This is a genomic window from Flavobacterium sp. (assembly GCF_036741995.1).
Classification (GTDB): Bacteria; Bacteroidota; Bacteroidia; order Flavobacteriales; family Flavobacteriaceae; genus Flavobacterium.
On sequence record NZ_DAINRG010000030.1, the window covers coordinates 1 to 23,970 of the forward strand.

Annotated in this window: 3 protein-coding genes and 1 pseudogene; all 4 read right to left on the bottom strand. The window is 41.0% G+C overall.

Translation table 11 applies throughout. From position 1 onward, the window contains the following. Window positions 1-1,036, bottom strand: a pseudogene (locus V7D82_RS09530) (hypothetical protein); the annotation flags it as partial. Between the two features lie 90 nt (window positions 1,037-1,126). Then, window positions 1,127-16,315 (bottom strand): Ig-like domain-containing protein, encoded by a 15,189-nt coding sequence (locus V7D82_RS09535; protein ID WP_333600747.1) that lies wholly within the window; start codon window positions 16,313-16,315, stop codon window positions 1,127-1,129. A gap of 92 nt (window positions 16,316-16,407) precedes the next feature. Continuing rightward, complete coding sequence (locus V7D82_RS09540; protein ID WP_333600748.1) at window positions 16,408-16,695, bottom strand: hypothetical protein; 288 nt, start codon at window positions 16,693-16,695, stop codon at window positions 16,408-16,410. Window positions 16,696-17,187: 492 nt separating this feature from the next. Then, on the bottom strand, window positions 17,188-23,592 hold the full coding sequence (locus tag V7D82_RS09545; RefSeq protein ID WP_333600749.1) for a GEVED domain-containing protein: 6,405 nt from the start codon (window positions 23,590-23,592) through the stop codon (window positions 17,188-17,190). Window positions 23,593-23,970: the final 378 nt, after the last annotated feature.

The window sequence follows — 23,970 nt, forward strand, 5'->3', positions numbered from 1 at the left end:
ATCCACTATGATTAGTTCCGGTAAAAGTATATGTACCCGATTCAGTATACATAGCCCCTGTTCCGGCTGTCCAGGTATAACTGTTACAGGCCACTACCGATTGGGAACTTGTAGTACTACTGTTAATCGTTAAGTCTAACTTCTGAGTAACACAATTGGCAGTAGCACCCGTGTACAAGCCTGAAGCTGTATAAGTAGTACCATTCCAAGTATAACTATCACATGCCGATACTGTAGTTGTATTGATTGAACTTGGCGTTATAGTCAAGTTTAATGTTTTAGTATCAGTACAACCTCCCGCTAGATTCGTTACACTAGTGTAAGTTCCTCCTTGTGTATAAGTAGTATTATTAGCTGCCCATGTATAACTGTCACAAGCTGTTGCTGATTGACTTGATGATGTACTAGTACAGTTATTCAACAAGTAAGGAGCATTGGTATATACAAATGCCATGTTAGCACCAACACCATAGGTTGGATTAGTCCCGTCAACATATACAGTGGCTTGTGTAGTAGCATATCCTGCTACAGCTGCACCTTGAAAAGCCAACATGGCATTACTGGCACTTGTCCAATTCACACCTCCTGCATTAGCAAAAGTAAAACGACCAACTTTATAAGCCACTCCATTGGTTAAAACAGGAGCTGCATCTAGTATAGCAGGAGCATTAGTTTGAAATCGTAAGTGATTCTTAGTGGCACTATACTGGTGAAATATACTACCATAAGGATTTAAACCGTTCAAACCAGCTGAACGCGAATTAGCCTCATAAGTATAATTGGTATTACTCGCCGGGTTGGTTGAACCATTTAGAATCCCGGCATTGTAATTAATACCTACAACTAAATTGGCTAACTTGACCTGAGTAGTACCATCATTGGTAATATACACATCATATGACAAAGTATTTGCCGTTGATGTAAAGTTTGTTATAGTATACGTTAAGTGAGTTTGTGAATAAGAACTGACAAACGCAAACAATGCAAAACAAACTAATAACCAAGATTTTTTAAAATTTTTAATTTCTGTAGTCATATTAAAGTTTTTTTTATTATTAAAATTCAGTAAACTTTTATAAGCCACCATGTGCACTAAACAGTAAACACATGGTGGTCTTGTAAATTATTATGGATGAATTGAATATATTAAATTATTGTAGTTAGATAACCAAATAGAATAATCAAATCCATCAACGTTGCCATCTCCATTCAAATCGCTAGCATAATATCCAAATGCTAAATCATTGTAATCGGTTAACCAGATTGAATAATCAAACCCGTCAACATTATCATCCTGATTTAAATCACCGGAATAGATTCCATAAACACCAGACTCTAATTGAATCTGATTATCTCCCATAGCTTTATTAGCTGCGGTAGTGAAATCATAACTAACTGGTGTAGCACCAACAGTTACAGGAACTGCACTCCAAGTCTGAACTGCATTTCTGTATTTAATCGCTAAATAGAAAGATCCGCTAGGCGCTGTTGTAAACGTAGCCTGAGCATTTCCATTAGTTAACAATTTAGCCGTCGCATTAGCAACTAGAGCATTACTCGAAGAATCACGCAACTCAACGGTAATATCATCTACATCAGTACTGCTGGTACCAACTCCTTGATTTAACGATACTGGACGCATAGCATGAGTCGCTGTATCATAATAACCTTGGATATTCAACTTAATATTAACAACAGAAGAACATGAAATAGTTAAATTCAATACTTCTGTATGACAACTGTTTACAACATAAGAGTAAGTGCCCGATGCAGTATAAGTACTACCATTGATTGACCAGGTATAACTGTCACAAGCGGTTACGTTACTTGTAGTTGTAGTGTTAGCATTTGATGCAGCATCACTATCATTACAATCAGTATTATTTACTGAATAGCCCGTAGGCGGTGTAGTAGCATCAACAGCACACACACTTACCAAACTTCCTGTTCCATAACCATCACCATCGGCATCAGTATAGAACGAGTAAGAAGCATGTTTAGTAGCATCAGTTGGCGCACAATCCGTATTATTAACAGAATAGCCGGCTGGTGGTGTAGTAGCATTTACAGCACATAAAGAAACCGCGCTTCCTGCTCCATAACCATCACCATCTGTATCAGCATAGAAAGGATAACTAGCATGCTTAGTAGCATCGGCATCATCACAATCCGTAGAATTAGTTACATAACCAGAAGGTTGCCCTTGACAAGTAATTTGTGTAACAGCACTATTACCGAATCCATCACCGTCAGCATCTGCATAGTAAGTAACCAATGGTTGAACGGCAATAACTACAGTATTATTAGCTGTAATGGCCGTAGAACAACTTGGGGTCAAGTCTGTTCTTGTGATAGAAGTAATCGCTAAAGTTTTACCGTTATTAACTGCTGATAAAGCAACTGTAAACGACCCATTTCCGGAAGCATTAGCAACTACACCTGTAATAGCCGTTTGAGCCACTCCATTAACAGTATAGTTAATGGTAGAAGTACTGCTAGGCAATAAACCTGTCAAATTAAAGGTAGTTTGTGAACCTGAACAAGTAATGCTAGGTTGTGTAACCGAACTTAATGTAGAAGGTGTCATTAGATGTAAACTAACCGAATTTGAATTAGTACATCCTAAACCATTCGCTGTAGTAACTGTATAAACAGTAGAATCAGTCGGTTTAGCATAAACAGTAGTCGCATTACCTCCTCCATAAGCAGTAGTAGCACCAGCATTGGTATACAATCCTGCAGATGGTGACCAAGTTGTGCTAGCGTTAGGTACACTAATCTTAACATTATCTATCAACCAACCATAGTAGTTAGTAGAAGAATCGGTTGTGTAACGGAAACGAATTCTAAACTGACTTGTTAAAGCAGCTGCTGGAATGGTAAAGGTTTCTGCTTTCCATAAAGTATTATTTGGCAGAGAAGTAAGTGACGTGAAGTTAGTAATCCAATCAGGATAACTTTTCGTAGTAAATCTAGCATTTCCACCTGTAAATACTGTTGAAGCAGCAGATCCTGAATAACTGGTTGCTGGGAAAGTAACCCAAGTTGTACCACCATCAGCAGAATATTCAACATAACCATAATCGAATGAAGTAGTCGGGCTTTCCATGATAGCTTGATGACTAAAAGTCAATTGAACATTAGAAATACCGGCCAAATTAACATTGGTATTCATTGAATATGTAGCTACAGATGAAGTTCCTGTAGTATTAAACAATACTGAACCAGTACCTTCTGCTTGATAAGTTGTACTTAAAGTAGCAGAGGTTGTTGTCGTACCAGAAACGGTAGCCGCTGTAAAGCTAGAAGGCAATACATCAAAACTATTTGAATAACTATTAACACTTATATTACCAGCTGTTAAAGTAACAATAGAACCTGGACAGAAGTCAGTAGTACTTGGCGTAATCGTTGGAACAGCTGGTTGACTTACCGTTAAAGTAGCAGCACTTGAAGTAGCAGTTCCACAAGGAGCAGCACCCGATACCACAGCACGATATTTATAACCATTCATTCCTAAAGTAACACCACTTACTGTTAAAGTAGCTGAAGTAGCTCCTGAAACGTCTGTATAAGTAGTACCATTAGTACTCATTTGCCATTGGTAAGTTGGACTTGTTCCCGAAGTAGCAACTGTAAAGATGGCATTAGCCGCATTACAAACAGTAGCCGAAGCCGGTGGTGTAGTAACAGCAACAACAGTATTAGTAGTCAATACAGCTGGGTTAGAGGTAACAGCTCCACAAGGAGAAGCACCACTAATAATCACTCTATATTGATTGCCATTAGTATTAGCCAATAAACTGCTTAACGTTAAAGTAGCCGTAGTAGCACCTGAAACAGCATTCCAAGTAGTACCATTAGTACTCACTTGCCATTGGTAAGTTAATGAAGTTCCGGAAGCCACTACAAAGAAACTAGCACCACCACCTGAACAGGCAGTAGCAGCTGCTGGCTGTGTAGAAATTGCAACAGCAGTGTTCACAGTTAGAGTAGCAGCATTTGAAATAACATTACCACCATTCAATTTAACTCGGAATGACCAAGTAGTATTAGAAACTCCTAAACCGGATAATAATAAGGTAGCCGTATCTGCATTAGCATAAATACCACCATTACTAATATCAGTCCAAGTAGTACCATTGGTACTTACTTGCCATTGGTAAGAAGTAACCGTTCCTGTTGTAGTAACAGAGAAAGAAGCAGTATCAGCACCAAAGCTACAAGCAGTAGCATTAACTGGCTGTACAGAAATTGCGGCAGTATCTACTGTTAAAGTAGCTACTGAACTAGTCACTGGTGCACAAGAACCAGCACCCGAAACAACGACTCTGTATTGGTAGCCATTCATACCGATAGTCACAGCACTCAAGGCTAAGCTAGCTGCAGTTTGTCCTGATAAATCAGCCCATCCTGAACCGTCATTAACTTGCCATTGGTAAGCAATACCGGTACCGGTAGCAGCCGAAGTGAAAGTAACGTTATCACCTGGCAACGCAGAAGCACTGATAGGTTGTGTAGTGATAGCAACCGCAGTAGTAACAGTAACGCTAGCGGTGCTAACACTGTTAGAACATCCGGCAACCACTACAGTATTAGTAACAGTATAAGTACCGGCAGCTGAAGTAGCTAGAGTAATAACTCCGGTAGCAGCATTGATACTTAACCCTGCTGGCGCCGCCGTAAATGTTCCTGCACTACCACTGATGGTAGGAGTAACAGTACCGGCATTCGAACAATAAGTAGCAGCATCATAAGCAAACGTTGAAGTCAGCGCTTGGTTAATCGTTACACTGCTAGTAGCCGTTTGGGCACCACAATTACCAATAGCATTGGTAGTATAAGTAACAGTATATGTACCTGGGGTACTTCCGGCAACATCGATAGCGCCAGTAGTCGAGTCAATCGCTAAACCTGAAGTAGAACTAAAAGTTCCTCCTGTATAAGCATTGGTGCCGTTAAGTGTTACAGATCCAATTCCGGCTGTACTACAGAAAGGCGATCCCGCATAACTGATAGTAGCTGTAGGTTTTGGAGTAACAGTAGCCACAACCGCAGTTCTTGTTGCAGAACAACCCGAAGTGGTTACAACAATATTATGGAAATAATTATAAGAAGCAGTAGTAATACCCGAATCATAACCACTAGTAATGGTTCCGATTGGAGTCAAATTACTGTAAGCCGCTGACGTATAATCAGCACCCGAGCTGATTCTATTTACAGATTGAGTGAATCCGGCCAACAATCGGTAAGTAGTACCGGCAGTTACAGCTAAATTCAAGTTCATAGTATAAAACCCTGCGGTAGTACCTTGTACAATTGGTAAAACCAAAGAAGAACCAACTTGTGTTCCAGTAGCATTATTCACCAATCTAACCGTAACCGTATTGGTTACACTTAAAGTAGGAGAATAATATTGTGCAGATACTATGGTACCATTGGTAGCGACAGTAAACACTATACCTCTTTCAGAAGAAGCTCCTGTAGCGGTAGGGATAGAAGTATTTCCTAAACCACTTACGGTACTTACACCGATATTGGCTTCAGCATAATAAGTAGTAGTAGCCGCGATACTTGGTGTAGTAAAGCTGGTTCCTGTACCTAAGGTAGAACCTCCGGTAGCAGCAGCATACCAACCCACATCAGCACCCGCATTGGCAGTAGCCCCTAAAGTAACGGTACCAGTACCACAACGCCCTGCCGGAGTAGAACCGGTCAATTGAGGATCAAAAGCAGTAACAGTAACCACATTAGATTCTACAGAACCTCCTGCAGAACAAGTAGAAATACATTTAAAGGAAGTACTACCCGTAGCGATAGCTCCAGTGCTCAAAGCAGTGGTAGTAGCGCTAGCGCCTGAGGCATTAGTCCATGTAGACCCTCCATTAGTACTATATTGCCATTGGTAAGTAACCCCAAAAACTCCTGAAGTGCTTCCGGCAAGTGAAACCGTAGTTCCTGTATTACCAGCACATAAAGAAGATAAAGCAGTACTAGCTGTACCGGCTACTAAATCGCCACTGGTACAAGCAGGTGTAGGAAGGATATTAACATTATAGTCTTCGAATTCCCCATAAGTGGATTCTCCTAAACAATAAGCACCCGCACCAACTACTGATGAATATCTACCGGCAACACGCATACGAGTAACTCCGGTTAATACAGTGGCAGAAGCATATGGAATGCTAACAGTTCCTGTAGCAGCAGTAGGGCTAAAAGTAGCCGCTGAAGTAGCAAATACGCTTTCTCCGGCATCAGCAAAACTTCCATTATGATTAAAGTCAATCCATACTCTAAACTGCATAGCATAAGTACTTGAAATACCTCCTGCCGTAATAGAGATTGGATAATTACCTCCCGCAGTCACATTGGCTGTAAGGGCATCATAATAAGTGTAGTCTGTAGCAGTATCGCCTGAAGCATCGTTCGAGATATCAGCAAAAGTGAAATTATTAATATAATCTCCTGAAGCACTAACAGTTGTCATAGCTGGCGTACAGTAGTAATTAACAGTCAATTGACCTCCTTTGGAAGTAGCGGTACAACCACCATTGCTTACTATACAACGGTAGAAATTAGCATTGTCCGTAGCCGTAGTAGCACTGGTAGTAACCGTTAAAGTAGCCGTAGTTGCATCAGAATAAGTATTACCAGTTGGCGTATTATCCACTACATTGCTGTATGTACCATTCAAGGTAGTAGAACGTTGCCATTGGTAAGTTGTTGCTGAAGCAGCTCCAACAGTAAATGTAGCAGCATTTCCTCTTAATACAATAGCTGAAGCTGGTTCAGCAGTAATAGTAGGATTGTTGATATGTAAAGTAGCCACTGTAGTAGTAGCACTAGTACACGCCGCATTACCGTTTACTAACAAACGATATTTAGTACCGTCAGAAGCAATAGCAGGGTTAGTAAGGGTAATAGAAGTAGTATTCGCTCCTGTACCAATGTAACTAGCCCATGAAGCACCACCATTAGTACTAAATTGCCATTGATAAGCTAAATTATCTCCTGTAGCAGCTCCGGTAAACGTCGCAGTTCCGCCCGAGGCACAAACCGTTTGATCTGATGGATTGCCGGTAATAACCACTGGGTTTTTAACCGATAAAGTAGCAGCTTGACTTGGCAAGAAGAAATTCAAGAAGCAAAGGAATTTAACATTGTTGTTAGCCACAGTAATAGTACTTACTTGTAAAGTCGTTGTATCAACGCCTAAGAAAGTAAGACCAGTAGTAGTATCTAAACCATCCGCTATATCTGTGTAAGTAACACCGTTATCAGTACTCATTTGCCATTGGATACCATAAGGATCATCTCCACTGGTAGTAATACTGAAAGAGGCAGTACTAGAAGAACATAAAGTTACATCAGCTGGTTGTTGTGAGATACCTGTACTGCTAACAGTTAAGGTACCTGCAATTGGAGTCAAAGCAGCACACGGAGAAGTTCCCGTTACTATACATTGGTATTGATGAGTATCTAAAGCATCACCAATATTATCAATAGTAAGAGTAGCCGTTTGTGTTCCTAAATAATGTCCGGTACTTGGTGCAACATAATCATCAGAGATGTTAGCCCAACCTGAACCGGAATTTTCTTGCCATTGGTAAGTATAAGTAACACCCGAAGCAGTAGCAACGGTGAAAACAGCTTGTTGTCCTGGAACTACAGTTTGAGCAGTAGTCGTACCAGAAGTTAAGATAGCACCTGGCTCACTAACAGTAACCGTTACCGTATGACTAGACTGACAACCGGTAGTGGTATCAGTAGCCGTAACAGTGTAAGTAGTGGTAGTCGTTGGAGCAGCCGTAACAGTAGCACCGTTAGTACTAATGTTAGACAACCCTGTAGTAGGAGACCATGCATAGTTACTTCCTGTACCGGTTACGGTCAAGGTAGTTGAAGACCCTCTACAGATAATAGCATTCGTTAAACTGAATACCGGTTGAGGATTTGGAGTTACGGTAGTAGTAGTACTGATAGCACAAGTACCATTGCTGGCAGTAGCTGTATAAGTAACAGCACCTCCCGATGGTTTAACATAAACAACTGGTGTAGCACCTCCTGTATAGGCAGTACCCGCATCCGATGTAGTATACAAATCAGTGGAAGGTGACCATGTAAAGGAAGGAATCGTTTGACTAACACCACCAAAAATCATATTAGGTCGGTAAGTGTAATAAGTAGAAGACAACACACTCGCAGCAGTCAAACCACAACTTTGTACGTTATCAGCATAACTACCAAAAACAGAATTAAAGCTAGTAGCAGTATAAGCTACAGTACCACTTGTAGAAAAACAAGAAGAACAAGTAGCATTAATGTCATTATCGTGACAAATATCAATTAAAACATTAGAGGTTCCATCCCAAGTAAATGGTGTCGAGAACGCAAAGGTCTTTAATCCGACAGTTTGAATTGGTAAACTGGCAGTAGTATAAACCGTTGTAAAAGATCCTACTGGAGTACCATAAGCACCCGTTATAGCAGTATCATTCGTTTTAGCCATTTTAATGGTAAAGTTAGATTGTGCATAGTTACTAGCAGCTGTTACAGTAAAGGCAACAGAGGAAATAGGCCCTGCTGACAAACCTAACGCATTAAGTTCAGAAGCTTTAACTAAATATTGCTGTCTTGATCCTTCATAATTTGATCCGAAAGGAGTAACGCCTTGTACTGATGTAGTCGTTATACCTGTTCCTAAAGTAACATTTGCAGAAGCAGAAGAATTACCACCGGAAGCTGTTAATGACATAACACCATTAACACATACCGAACCAGCTCCTTGAGCAATACTCACTGTGGTAGGATTAGACTTAACAGTAACCAATACAGTAGCAGCGGCTGTAGTACAGCCATTAGCATCTACACCTGTAACAGAATAAGTAGTCGTAGCACTTGGCGTAGCGATAACAGAAGCACTTGTTGTACCATTTAAACCTAAAGCTGGTGACCAAGTATAAGTGGCAGCACCACTAGCAGTTAAAGTAGTACTTTGTCCGGCACATACGATAGCCGCAGTAGAAACAGTCAAAGTAGCTGGTGTATTAACAGTAGCTGTGATAGCCGTTCTACCACTTTCACAACCACCTGGACTAAGTACCGAAACATAGAATGTCGTCGTAGCACTAATACTGGTAGTATAAGAAGTAGAAGTACTGCTTTGTAAAGCAGTAGTAGTAGTATTGTCAGCATACCATTTAAAGGTAGGCGTAGTATAACCATTAGAATCAGCAACAGTAGCGGTTGTAACAACACCAGTTCCACATCGGGCACCATTTGTAGCTACTGGAGCCGTTGGTGGAGCATAAACAGTTACTGTACCGGTAGCTGTTCCTGTACAACCTGTAGTTGAATTATAACCCGATACTGTATAAGTAGTAGTCGCACTTGGGGTTACAGTCAATACATTTCCGGTAGTAGCAGCTGGATCATTCCAAGCATAAGCTAAAGTACCAACTCCAAAAGTAGCAACTTGACCCGACAATTTAAATTGTGGTTTTGCCGAATAAGAACCTGTTACAGTATTAGAAGAACAAGCAGTAGCACCGTCAATAGCGGAAGTGTTTCTGAAATAATTAGAAGAAACATAAGATGTATTATCTAAACTCACAACACTAGTATTAGTGGTTGTAGTAGCTGCATTCCCATAACAGAATTCAAGCATAATATTTGAAGTTCCGTCCCAATTGAATGGTGTGGAAAAGGCAAAAGTATTAGTTCCTACTACAGATTGGAAAGAACTGTTTGTATAAACAGTAGTAGTAGCATCAGTTACAAAAGCACTGGCTGAAGTAGCTGTAGTCGAACCTATTTTAACCTTTAAATCAAGTAATGCTGCAGTATTAGCCGTAGTGAAATTCATGCTTAAAGCAGTAATGTTCCCCGCTTTAAGTCCTGAAGCCGTAAGTTCCGAAGCTAATATAATATGTTGAGAATGGATATTACTATATAAACCATAGAATGGATTATGATAAGTAGTCGAAGAGCTTGCGCCTGCACCTATCGTGGCAATACCAGCAGCTATAACACTCGTCTGAGCTGTCAAAGTAGAAGAAGCTCCAACACAAACAGCAGCTGGTGAAGCGGTTACAGCAACAACTGGCAAAGCAACAGGTGTAACGGCTACAGTAGCTGTAGTTGAACAACCACCACCGGTAGCCGTTAAGGTATAAGTAGTAGTAGCCGTTGGGCTAAAAGTCCAACCGGTAGTTTCATTTCCTGAAACAGTGGCGGAATTAGACCAAGAATAGGTATCATAACCTCCATTAGTAGCAATGGTTACCGGAGTTAAACTCGCAAAACCACTACAATTAGTAGCTGTACCCGAAGATAAAGTGAAGGCATAAGGATTAGTAACCGTAGCAATTACAGCCACTCGTGGACTTTCACACAAACCGTCTGCACTTACTTCCGAAACATAGAAAGTAGTAGTAGCGGCTATAGTATATGGAGAAACTAAAGTACTTCCCGTTTGACCGGAGATAGCAGTACCATTAGTAGACACTGTGTACCAGTGGAACGTATTGCCCGATGTACCCGTTCCGGTCACAGAACAAGTAGGCGTTTTAGTACCACATTGAGTACTATCTGCTCCGGTAGGAGTTGGTATAGTAGAATTAATCTTAACTGTACTGGTCGTTAACGAACTGCTACAACCCGCAGCACTAGTGGCTGTGGCTGTAAATGCTTGATTAACGGCTGCTCCACTGGCATTAGTTACCGAAGTAGTAGCCGTAGCACCGGTCACAGCACCTGGACTCCAAGACCAAGTGTAGTTGGAAGTTAAACTGGTTGCTTTATTACCTGTAATAACAAATTTTGGTCTAGACGACCCAGTAGTTGAAGAACCATTCCATCCACTAGGAGTTGTTGATCCTGTATAAGAACAAACTTCACTGGAAGTTCTACTATCAACATATCTTGCATTAGAACTTGTAAATCCAGGGGCATCAACTTTAACTGTTGACACAGTATTAGAGGTATTATTATTACTCCAACAGAAACTTAAAATGATATTTGAAGTACCATTCCAAGCAAAAGGGCTGGCAAAAGTAATGGTATTAACACCTACAGCTGGCACAAACGACCCGCTGTAAACAGTATTAGCTACAGTTTCTATATTGCTTGTTAAAGCAGTTAGAGAGGTATGATCAATACTTAATGCAAAACCAGATAAGGTAGAACCTGCTGTGGTCAAATCTAAGCCTAAACTTGTAATATTACCGGCAGCAAAACCTAAAGCGGTTAACTCCGAAGCTTTGATGATAAATTGAGTTTTTACACCGCCATAACCACCATAAAATGGATTTATACCGGCAAGAGTACTAGTAGAACCACCTGCTCCTAAAGAAGCCGACCCATTTGCGTTTGTTACACTCGTAGCAGCCAAATTAATCGTAGAACCACTACATAGCGCAGTTGGGGTAGCAGTAGCCGTCGTAATAGCTGGCAATGGATTTACCGTTACCGAAGTTGTTCTGGTAAAAGAACAAGTTCCGTTAGTCGTAAACGTGTAAACGTAAGTTCCGGCAGCTGTTGGAGTAACAGTAGCCGTAGCCCCTGAAACAGCAGTTTCTGCCCCACTTCCGGTAGTCACTGACTGCCAAGAAGAAGTTGGACTACCCGGAGCACCAGTAAAAGTAGCGGTAAGCGTCACTGGTGACCCAATACAAATAGAAGCCGAACTCGCAGCAACCGTAACATTAGTTACCGTCAAAGTAGCCACATCTGAAGTAACAGCACCACAAGGAGAAGTACCACTAACAACAACGCGATATTGGTTTCCATTCATACTTGGTGTTGGACTGCTAATAGTATATGTCCCTGAGTTAGTACCCACGTTTGACCAACTAGTACCATTGGTACTCATTTGCCATTGGTAAGCAGCACCACTTCCGGTAGCAGCAGCGGTAAAAGCTACTGAAGTAGCTGTAGAACAAATAGCTTGATTTGTTGGTTGTGTTCCGATAACAATAGCATCATAAACAGTCAACGAAGCCGAATTAGAGTTCAAAGAACCATTCAAGACGCAACGGAAACTGGTTCCGGTGTTAGCTGATGTAGTTCCGCTCAACACTAAAGAAGCAGCGGTTTGTCCAGGTACATCAAACCAATTGGTACCATTAGTAGTATATTGCCATTGGTAAGAAGTAACCGTTCCTGAGGCTGTGATAGTAAACGTAGCATCGGTATTACTACAAACCGTTTGAGAAACAGGTTGTGAGGAGATACTAACATTTCCTACAGTCAAAGTAGCAGCATTAGTAGTTACCGGTGAACAAGGCGACGTACCGGAAACGATACATCTGAATTGATGAGTATTAGATGTAGCAGCGGCTGCCACTACAGTATAACTGGCGCTGGTAGCTCCGGCAAGAGTATTCCATGTACCATCAAATTCTTCCCATTGGTAAGACAATCCTGTGCCGGTAGCGGCAACAGTAAACGTAGCGTCAGTACCTTCTATAACAACTTGATTAGCCGGTTGAGTAGTAATAACAACCGCATTATTAACTGTTACTGTAGCCGTAGCCGTGTTTTGACAAGTATTCGCATCTGTACCGGTTACGGTATAAACCTGAGTCGATCCCGGAGTAGCCGTAACAGAAGCTCCTGTGGCAGCCGATAATCCGGTAGCCGGAGACCAAGCATAAGAAGTTCCGCCAGTAGCTGTTAAGGTTGCTCCTGCACCACCGGTACAAGTAGCAGCATTATTAACACCTATAGTAGGAAGAGGATTAACACCTACAGCAACTGATGAAGTAGTAGAACAACTTCCTATAGTAGCCGTTACAGTATAAGTAGTAGATACCGTAGGAGAAACAGTTCCCGGATTTTGAACCGAAGAAGTAAATCCGCTAGGAGTAGATGTCCAGGCATAAGTTGCCGGAATACTGCCCGAAATAGCGAAATCATCAACTGCAATATAATACTGATTTGCTATTGAATAGCAATTCAACCCAAAATAATAAGTCCCAGTAGTTGACGGAGTAAAAGTTGCAGTAGCTTGGGTATAGGTTGTATTAGTCAACGACGGTTGATTCAACAGTGTAGTCGTTTGAGCGGCTACGGTATTAGTTGTACCTACTGTCAATTTTAAACTTTCTGTATAACCTCCTCCAGTAGTATACCAATATGAAATAGAATAAGTAATACCAGCTACCAAATTTTGCCCAGGCGAAATAGCCCAAGCATTGGCAGCATTGGCAGAAGTATACAGACAATACATAGATTTTGTTCCTGTATGCGCAGTAGTATAAGTAGCCCAAGGATTACCTGTACCGGCATTGATAAACGTCCATCCTGATGGTGGGAAAGTTTCAAATCCTTCCGCAACGTTAGTAGCTAAACTTCCGGAAGAAGTAGACAAACTAGCCGAACCACCAATACAAACGTTGGTTTTCGTAGAAGCCGCAGTAATAACCGCTGGTGTAGTACTAACCGTTACCGTTACCGTATTAGTAGCCGTACAACCAGCAGAACTGGTTCCGGTTACAGTATAAGTAGTGGTCGCCGATGGAGTTGCTGTAACTGTATCGCCTGTAGTACCATTTAATCCTAAAGACGGACTCCAACCATAGGTGGCAGCACCCGTAGCCGTAAGCGTCGTTGGTGTTCCTGCACATACAGTTACACCCGAACTAACACCTACAGTAGGGGTAAGGGCTTGAGCATAAGTAGAACCAGAGGTAGCCGGTCCTCCCGGATTCACTACGGTGATGCTACCATCAACCGCATTAGCCGGAGAGGTTACCGTTAAAGTAGTGGTCGTAGAGCCTGTAATAGTTCCGGCTAAAGTATTAACACCAGAAGGATCTCCTGATCCGTGGAAGTATACTGCAGTAACAGTATCAAAACCAGTTCCCGTGATAGTAACCACCGAACCGCCATTTACACAAAGTAAAACAGGATTAGAGCTATACGCAGTAGAATATCCGCTAATCGTTGGCGCAGCTATAGAACCTTGCGCAAACTCGTATGCTCCCATATCAGGGGCACTGGCATCTCTGGTCGTACCGGCATAATCTGTAGCATAACCCGAAATGACTTGTGCAGTACCACCTGCTAAGTTAATAGCCCCGTTAGCAAAATTCAAATAGGTTGAAAGTGAACCGGTAGCCGTATTAGCAAACGTTGGGTTTTGAGATTTAGAAGCAGTATCTCTAGTGCTTACTCTTGTTTGGTAAGCGCCAAAAGTAGCGTCTGTGTTGGTTCCATCGGTATATATTGTACTTCCAAAAAACATGTTATTGTTAGAAGTAGAAGCATAAGATGTCAAAGTTGTTGATGATCTTCTGTAAGCAACAGCCAAACCAGATCCGGTTGCAACGGTTGCATTATCAAAGATATTATTTCTTAAATCAACAGTTGGCGTAGTGGCAGCATACACCGCACTCGATCCGAAACCTGATCCTGAACTTGTTCCGTTTAAATAAACCGTGTTGTAATAAACATTATCTGTAGTACCACCGCTCAAATAAATACCTGCTACAGCATTTGATCCTGTAGCAGCAGAAGCAGTTAAACCACCTACAATGTTATTATAAAGATTATTAGTAGAACCTGCAGAAATGTAAATACCATTTACAGTAGCTCCAGCAACTGAAGAACTTAATCCGTAGACTTTGTTCTTGAATATATTAGTTACTGAAACAGCGGCCGCACTTGAGCTACCTGTTTGTATACCATATACAGTAGTTCCTCCTGTTAATGTATTAACATTATTTCCGGAAACTTCGTTAGCCGCTCCTAAATAAGCAACTCTTATACCGTAAATAGAACCTGTACTAGTCGATGGAAGAGAAAGGTTTTTAACTGTGTTATTTTGACACGTTTTGTTACCCGATGTCGAAGTTACATTATAAATACCAATTATAGTTTGTGAGCCTGTACTTGAAGAAGTCAAGCCATCAATAGTATTGTTGGTCCAAACCTCATTTGGAGGAGAAGAAACCGAATAAATCCCATAAAACGCACTTGTACTTGAGGTACTTGTAGACGATAAATTGGAAATTGTATTTAAATTAAATGTACCAGTAGTTGGTGAAGTATATATAATACCATAAAAAACACCTCCGGTGTTTCTTGTCATGTTATTTATAGTGTTACTATTACAGTTCAAGGTAGTCGCACTACCAGCTGAAATAGCTTGCATAGCACCCGTTGAACCAATATTAGTTATATTTCTAATTGTATTGCTATTAATATTGATAGTATTACTGCTTGCAGAAGTACTATTATTAATACCCGTAAAAGTACCCGTTGAAGAAGTAAGTGAGATATCAGATATAATATTACTATTTACATTAGAGGTTGTTGCTGCCGTAGACAGTAAAGTAAAACTAATACCTGTAAAAGAACCTGTCCCAGTAAGGGTTAAAGTTCCTGTTCCAGAGTTACTAGCATAACCTATTGTATTACCTGTAATTTGAAGGTTATTTCCAAAGGTAGAATTGGAAAAAACAAAACCACTCATGGTACTAGTCATAGCACGTGAAGCGGTTTGATAAACTTTATTATTAGTAATGTTCCAATCTGTGTTTCCTGAACCAGCGTTGATGGCCATACAACCACCTGCTAGAAAATAATCGTAGAATTCACAGTTATTAAAGGTAACATTGCTATTACATGTTGTTGAAGAAGTGTTAGTCCCATTACCAATAACTAATTGACTTGGATAATTTGTTCCCGCAGGGCCAAATTTACAACTCTGAAAAGAGTTATTGTCATTACCTGTTGTAGTCGCAGTACTTATCCATACGTTAGCCGTATTAGATCCTGTACTAGCAAATCCCGATCCCAAAATGGTAACACCGTTAAAGGTGTTATTAGTAGCATCTGCAACTAATTTTAATGTGGACGTTCCTGATGTCGCAGAAGCTGTGGTATTCGAGAACGTTAAGTTCCCTCCACCATTGACAGTAACATTGTCAGCACCGTTAAACGTAATTAAAGGTGTCCCTGCAGTAGCTGCACCACTGACCGTCCAAGAACCACCACTAGGGGCAATTGTTAAAGACGTCCAAGCACCGGCACCTAAGCTAGCACCACCAACGGCTTCTGTCGTATTACCAGTAATGGTAACCGTGACAACTCCCGTTGCGGTTGTTCCTAATGCCGAAAAGGCTGCGCCTAAAGTAGTGTAAGAGCCGTTACCCGTTCCATTACCTCCGGTACTGGAAACCGTGACCTGCCCTTGAACCCCCAGAACACTAAACAAAACAAAAAACAGCAGCATCGCCGCCTTCTTTTGCCATGTTCGTTTGTGCGTAGTACTAGTACTGTTACACAAAGAATTGTAGTTGTTATTCATAATTAAAAAATTGGGTTAAATAAATTTTTTGTTTTTTGGATTTCCTTTACTCAATAAAGGAAGATATATAGTGATTGTTAAGTAGCTTAGCATCAAAGCAAACTCAAGAGAGTCCCATTGCCGTGGCCACCGCCACCGCCTCCACTGCTTCTGCCCTGAGACGACGCAGTTAATAAATGATAATTTAGGAAAGTAATTTGAGCTTTAAACAAACCATTCGAAGCGTTGTGCGCTATGGCTTTTTGACCGGAAGTTAAAGTGAAAAACAACACAAAAATAACCAACAAGTTCCCTCCTACCGATTTCTTCTGGCACTGACACAGAGAAGCTACGTCATTGATGAAAGAAGTACCGGTAAAACGAAGTAGGTTTGGGGTCATTAGTAAATAGTTGTTCGCCATGTAAAATTTAGGTCAAGTTGTTAAAAGGCTGTTAATATATATATATTTTAAAACAATAGTTAAACAAAAATTAAAAACATCGATAAATAACTATAAAAATCGACAAACACACCGTCAATGTAGTCTGTAGACTATAATTAATGTTAAAACTCTGACTGCTAATCGACAAAACTAAAAGTAAAACCAAGACACTATCTCCTACAAAAAAAAAACGGTAGCATAGACTCAAAAGATACTTTATCAACACTATAGCAGAACAGTGCAACCAAACCAAAAACTAGAATCCAACAGGACAATTAGCCTTTTACAAAAGGAGATTTTATACTACAAAAAAGAGTAAAAAAACAGACGGTAAGTTTGAAATTAGATTTGGGGAAATTAATTTCTTTTAAAAAAAACAAGCACCTCCTTGTGAACTAAAAAATGAAACTGAACAATTTGTTTATAGCACAAGGAGGAGCATTTAAGCTGTTAGTATATAATTTTTTTAGTAACTACTATACCATCCTGAGAAGTAATTTTCACTAAGAGCACTTGCCCAGTATCCGGCAAAGTAGTAAACGTAGTCTCAGAGGAACCAATAGAAGTACGAGAGGCAATCAAACGTCCCGTAACATCATACAATACTACACTTTTCATAGGCACACTACCAGTGTTAATGTGTAGCCCTTCAGCATTTTTGTATACCACTATAGCACCCTCAGTAAAGACAGGCACACCCAAAGCAGCATCCGTAAAACGCAGCACAAAACGATCTTCAAAAGTACCCGCCGAAGTAGCAAAAGTATAAGCAGATTGTTTCAAATCATGAACAATATTGAGAGCCTTATCTTCTAAATAAATAGCCTGATCGGCAAACAAACCATCAAAATCTGACAAGCCAATAGTATAACCGGTATCAAGAGTCGATTTAAAACCTATCGGAATCAAATCACTAGTAGCAAAAGGTAAGCCTTTACCTTGGATGCTTAATTTTTTATCCTCAACCATAGTGTACAAGCCAACAACATTCCCGATATCAACCATTTCACTATCAAATCCTCTATCCATGCCCGGAGTACCTCCTTGAACATAACCTACCAACATCTGTTTGTAAGCACCTTCTGCATTGAAAACCGATAACCAAATTCTATGTTTCTCAAGTGAATCAACACCAACATTAGTAGTAGCGTTAGTCGATCGGAAGAATTGAGTATTTGAGGTCGGAGTCGCCGTTCTCATACTATTGGTAAAGGTAGCAACACCCGTAGACAATCCTTTGATAAAGAACCCTTCCCCCGAACCAATACTGCCATTAGGAGTAGTATTGTTAAGCCCCGGATTAGGAGCCGGATAGGTATTCGTGCCACCCAATATATTCCAAACCGCATAATCCGTACCCGAATATTGATAAGAAGCATTCAGTGCAGTATTGTGGGTCCAAAAATAAATAGTAGCATCTACTATAGCCGAATTGGCAACATCCTGAACAAATAAGGCAGCACTAATAGCACTAGGATAAGGATTTCCAATTAAATTCAATTGATTAGACCCACCATAAATAGGAGTCGTATAGGTACCATTATTAGGAACACCCGTAAAACTCACCGTATGGATAGCGGCAGGCCCTGCAGGCGCTGGGTTAAAGGTATTAGGCACTCTTATGATATACCCTTTACCAATAGACATATTAGAACTCGCAGGAGCTAACTGCCAGGCAGGAATACTCGCATTATATTGGAAGAGCCCATCCCACGAAGTAGCCGGTGAAGCACTGGCTAAGGTAATAGGATTAACCGGAGCAGACCAATAAGTATAGTCGTATTTAAAAGAAGCTTTAGAATTTCGCACATAAGTGATGTTTCCCGAATTAGAAACATTATTGGTCTGAATTAAACTCGACCCCTCATTAAAAGTAACCGTTCCACCCGAAACATTCAATCCGTTTTGTAAAGATAAAGTCTCCCCACTGTTAAAGGCGATAGTCCCTGCCGTAACAGTACAACTACAACCTGATAAACTTCCGAATGACCAGTTACTCGATAAAACAAGATTATCAGTACCCGATGGTGGACCCGCAGGGTTCCACAATCCACCACTCCAAGTTTTAGTTACAACCGTAAAGGTAACCGTAGCAGTATTCGAACAGAAACCATTGCTTCCGGTGAGGGTAATAGTAGCTGTACTAGGTGTTTTTACATATACTGTAGCGGTATTAGTGCCCGGCACATAAGCCGTACTGGCCGTAGCATCCGAGAATAATGTCCCGGCTACGCTTGAAGTCCATGTATTGGTAGTCGCCGTACCGGTAGCGGTAACGGTCTGAATAGAATTAGCACAAACACTGGCACTCGGATTAGAAATACCAACCGTTGGCTTAGGATTAACCGTAACCACCACATCATCACTAGAAGAACAACCTGTAGCATAAGACGTAGTCAAGGTATAAGTAATAGTACTCGTTGGATTAGCAGTAGGATTTAGCACATTAGTAGCACTTAAGGCAGTGGAAGGTGACCATACAAAACCGGCAGTGGTACTACCGGTAACCAAGACATCATCAATACCTATATTAGAACTACCGCCGTCAGAGGTACCCGTAAATTTAAGACGCACCGCCGTGAAACCAGTGCCTGCGTATGCATTAAGAGAGATGGTAATTTGTGTCCAAGCACCATACGTAGCATAAGTACTACCCACCTGCGTATATGCACCATTGTTATTGTTGGCATATACTTTCAAGACATCAGTTCCGGCCGAATTGTAAATCCAAAACGTTAAACTTGAAGCTGTATAAAAAGATAAATCCATTGCTGGGGTAATCATATCACCACTAGTAGCATTGGAAATCAAATAAGAATAAAAATAACTGCAATACCCGGTATGCCCGTTACCAGCCCAAGAATTACCCCCCGAAACAAACTCAGAAGAAGTCCTGAAGTCTCCCGGGCTATACCCTCCATTAAGAGTTCTGGTCCAAGCAGAAGGCCAAGGCCCCGCATTGAAATCTTCACTCAAAACAGTAGAAGTACTGGTAGCTGATGAAGCTCCACTTAATGAGATACTATCCCCATTACAAAGAGGCAAATCACTACCGGCATTCGGAGTCGCTGGGATAGGATTAACACTAAAGACCGTCGTACTGGTTCCGGTAGCTTGTGCATTAGAAACAGTAATATAACCGGTAGTCGCCGATATAGGCAAAGTAGTAGTAATAGAGGTATCCGAATTGACAGTATAAGCAGCTACTACACCATTAAATTTAACAGAAGTAGCACCAGTAAAATTAACTCCGGTAAGCGTAACCGTAGGAGTAGCACCCGAACAAATACCCGTTGGAGTAAAACTACTGATAATAGGAACCGTAACACAAGTGATAATAGCATCCCATCCACTATAGGAAAAAGAAGAATCAGAAGTAAACTTAAAAGTCAACGAACCGTCAGCAGCTGTAGAATAAATAGTTCCCGGTGAGGTGGTGCCATAGTAAGAACCCGCTGGACAAGTTGGTGGATTGGTACCAGCCGGTAACCCGGAAGAAATCAAGGGAGCCGCAGTACTGTTCCCGTTATAGATAGACAAACCATCCCAACCGGACTCCGTTCTGAAAGAATTGAAAACCACTTTTAACTTAGTAGAGGCCGAAGCAGGATAAAAAGTATAAGTATAGGATTCATTATTAGCATAATTAGCAGCCGAACCAGCACTGTCATAAAACTTAACATTACAAGAAGTCAAACTCCCGTTTGTCATATTAACAACATCCTGATTAACCGTAGTGAATGTGGCTGATCCAACCCAAGCACTTGGGGCACCACAATTAGAACGTACCCAAAAATAATAAGGAACTCCTAAAGTCAATCCCGTAAGAGTAACCGAATTAACACCGGTAACAGTACCCGTAGGTGTAGTCCCTACTAAAGGAGCTGTACCAGTCGTATTCACATAATAATCATAAATACTATTTGGGGTCATAGCAGCATCAGTCCAAGAAATAACAGCCCCTGTAGCTGTAATACTACCCGAAGTTAAAGCCGATGGAGTACTGGAAGCACAAGGTGGCACAGCCACTACAACTATAGTGTAATCTTCCATTTCTCCTCTGCCACTGCCGTTAATAGCACAAGAAGTATTCGCCCCTACCCAACTGGTAGAAACACGCATTCTATAAGAACCAGCCGTTTGACCCGAAGGAACACTAAACGCTCCTGTAAAAGGACCCGCCTGATAAGTAGTTGTAGCAACTATAGTTTCTCCGGCATCAGCAAACGAACCATTATTATTCCAATCCACCCAAATATAATAGAAGAAAGTCTGATCCGTAGAATCAGTTCTCAAACTGGTAATTGAATAATTAATAGCCGAACTCGGATATTGTGAACAAGATTGAGCAGTATAATTAGCATAACCTCCCGCCGTAAATCCGGTGCCTAAATTGGAAATATTGGTAATCCCACCCGAAGTGGAAAAATTATTAACAGAAGTAGTAGCCGTTGCCGGCGCTGAAGGCGTACAATAGGTAATCGCATTGGTAGCACAACTAACCGATCCGGAACTACTGCCGGAACAAGTACCATTGTATGCTCTTACGCGATAATAATAAGTAGTACCCGGAGTCAAACCGGTAACACTATAGGTGGTAACATTACCAACAGACAAATTGTTATACCCCGAAACGATAGCCGTAAAACCAACATCCGTAGCAACATCCAAATAATAACCCGTCGCACCACCTACCGAATTCCAGTTGGCACTAAAAGAGGTAGTAGTAATAGCCGAACCGGCCAAAACACTTGGCAAGCCCGGAGCTGCAACTATAGTAACAACAGCCGAACCTTCAGCACTCCAACAACCTGCGGCAGACTGAGCTCTGAAATAATAAGTCCCGGTAGAAGAAACCGACTGACTACTCGAAGGAGTAGCTGTACTGGTACCACCAGTCGTGGTATTTTGCCAATAAATAGTACCACTGCCGCCATTAGCAGCAGTCAAAGTAGTAGAGGTACAATAAGTACCTGCCGTACTAACCGTAACCGCAGTAGGAACAGCATTAACCGTAATAGCTCCCGAAACAGCACTAGTAGCAGAACTGCTACAAGGAGCACCATTGGAAACCACACAATAATAATAGGTAGCAGCCATCGCCGAAGCATTGGATGGTGTATAAGTTGAAGCCGTGGCACCTCCTATAAGAGTTCCGCCACTATTGGAATTGGCAGCATTAGAATACCATTGATAAGACAACCCACCACCAGTGGCCGTAACCGAAAGAGCAGTAATAGCACTGCCAACGCAAACAGTTTGAGCAGAAGAGGAAGGAGATACAGTGATAGCAACCGGACTATTAACCGCAATGGCTCCGGTAAAGGAGCTAGCAAGAGAACAGCCATTTGAATTATTGACTACAACATAATAATATAAGGTTCCCGCAGAACTAGTCAAGGGAGTATAAGAATCGCTGGTAGCAGCACTAACGTTAGTAGCAACCAAAGTGGCGCCCACGGTAGTAGCCGAAGTATTGCTATACCATTGATAGCTGGAGATAGTACCACTACCCGCTGCAGCAGTAACGGTTAAAGCAGTAGCAGCACCATTCAAACAAATGGTTTGCGTACCACTGGAAGGCTGAGCAGAAATGGTTGGTAAAGCATTAACCGTATAGGAAGCAACACTGGTGGCAGAACCCAAGGCTGTAGTAACCGTAACCGTACCCGAAGAACCGGCTGCTGGTATAACAGTCATAACGGTTCCGGTATTGGAACTGATAGAAGAAACAGCAACACCACCAACAGTAACAGCGGTAGGCGTACTCAAATTCGCTCCATTAATAACCAGAGGCGTACCTAAACAACCACTACTAGTACCTAAACTCGTAATGGTAGGAGCACTAACACATTTTACAGTCATATCATAACCGGTATTAGCAGCCACAGGATTTGTGGTTGTATTAGTGGCAAACTTAACCGTCAACCCACTACTGGTAGTAGAGGTCACCGTCAAAGGAGTGGTTACAGTAGCAGTAGTAGCAACTAATTGTGTACCCCCTGTCCCACTACCGTCATAAACAGTAACAAAAGTAGAGGCGTCAACAGCAAAAGCATTAATAGTAATCTGCACTTTACTGGTACCATCTAATGGTGCAAAATGCGTAACCTGTGTTAGGTTTTTGATATAGTTATCACTAGCCCCTCCTTGATCATAAAAAGAATAAATACCCGTAGCCGGAATATTAACTGGATCACAAGTGATTGTTGCAGCAGCAGCTCCTGTCTCAGGCACTACTATAGTATTCAAGGAAGGTGTAGTAGAAATAGAAGAGAAATCATCTACAAACAAACTAGGACTTCCGGATACAACCGAAGTAAAAGTGATTCTAAGTTGAACACTGGCAGCTCCTCCAAATGTGTTTAATACAAAAGGCTGATAAGCAGTTCCGCTTGTTGTCCCCGAAGAAGATCCGGCAACACTAGAAAAACCATCCGTTGACCATTCTACAAGAAAATTACAGTTAGTACTACTGGAACTTCTGTAGAAAAATCGAATCTCGCTTGGATTACTAAAAACTGGTGTTACTAAATTATTTCCAATAGCACCGGGAGCAGCACCAAAAACGACAAAGTTCAATCCTGACCTGGCGCTAGCAGCAGCTCCCCCTACAGTAATAGCAGCCGTACCATTAAAAGACCATCCATCAGGCGTCATCAAACTTGTAAAAGGAGAAAGCGCAGGCCTTTTAAAACTCTCAAAATACTGATAAGGACCAGTAGTACACTGCGCCTGTGTTTGGGAACTAAACCCTAAACAAAAAACCAATAACAAAACATAGAGCAGTCTAGTGGAGTTTTGGGGCAATACGGTAAACAAATTACTCGAGGCAGTAAGTAAATTTTTTTTCATGCTGTTTTTTAGTTGTGGTATTATATATTAAGGAACAAGTATTACTACCATTCCCCCTACTGACTAAGACATAAATGTACATCTTATAATTATTTTCAATAAAATATACTTCACCAAAAAATTAAATTTTCGATGAAATGCAAAACATTTAAGCTAAGCAACTCTTTGTGAGTTCATTAACAAAAATTACGATATAAAAAATAAGTAAATTGTGACGTTTTCAAGGATTAGGGCATTAAAAACAATATAAATTTACAAGTTATTTTACTATTTCGGTTCGCTAAATTAACAATTTCTCAAGAGTTTACAAGAAATGTTAATAAAATGTTACCTTATTTAGAATATTCCTTACGTATTAAATAAAAAAAATAAAATAAG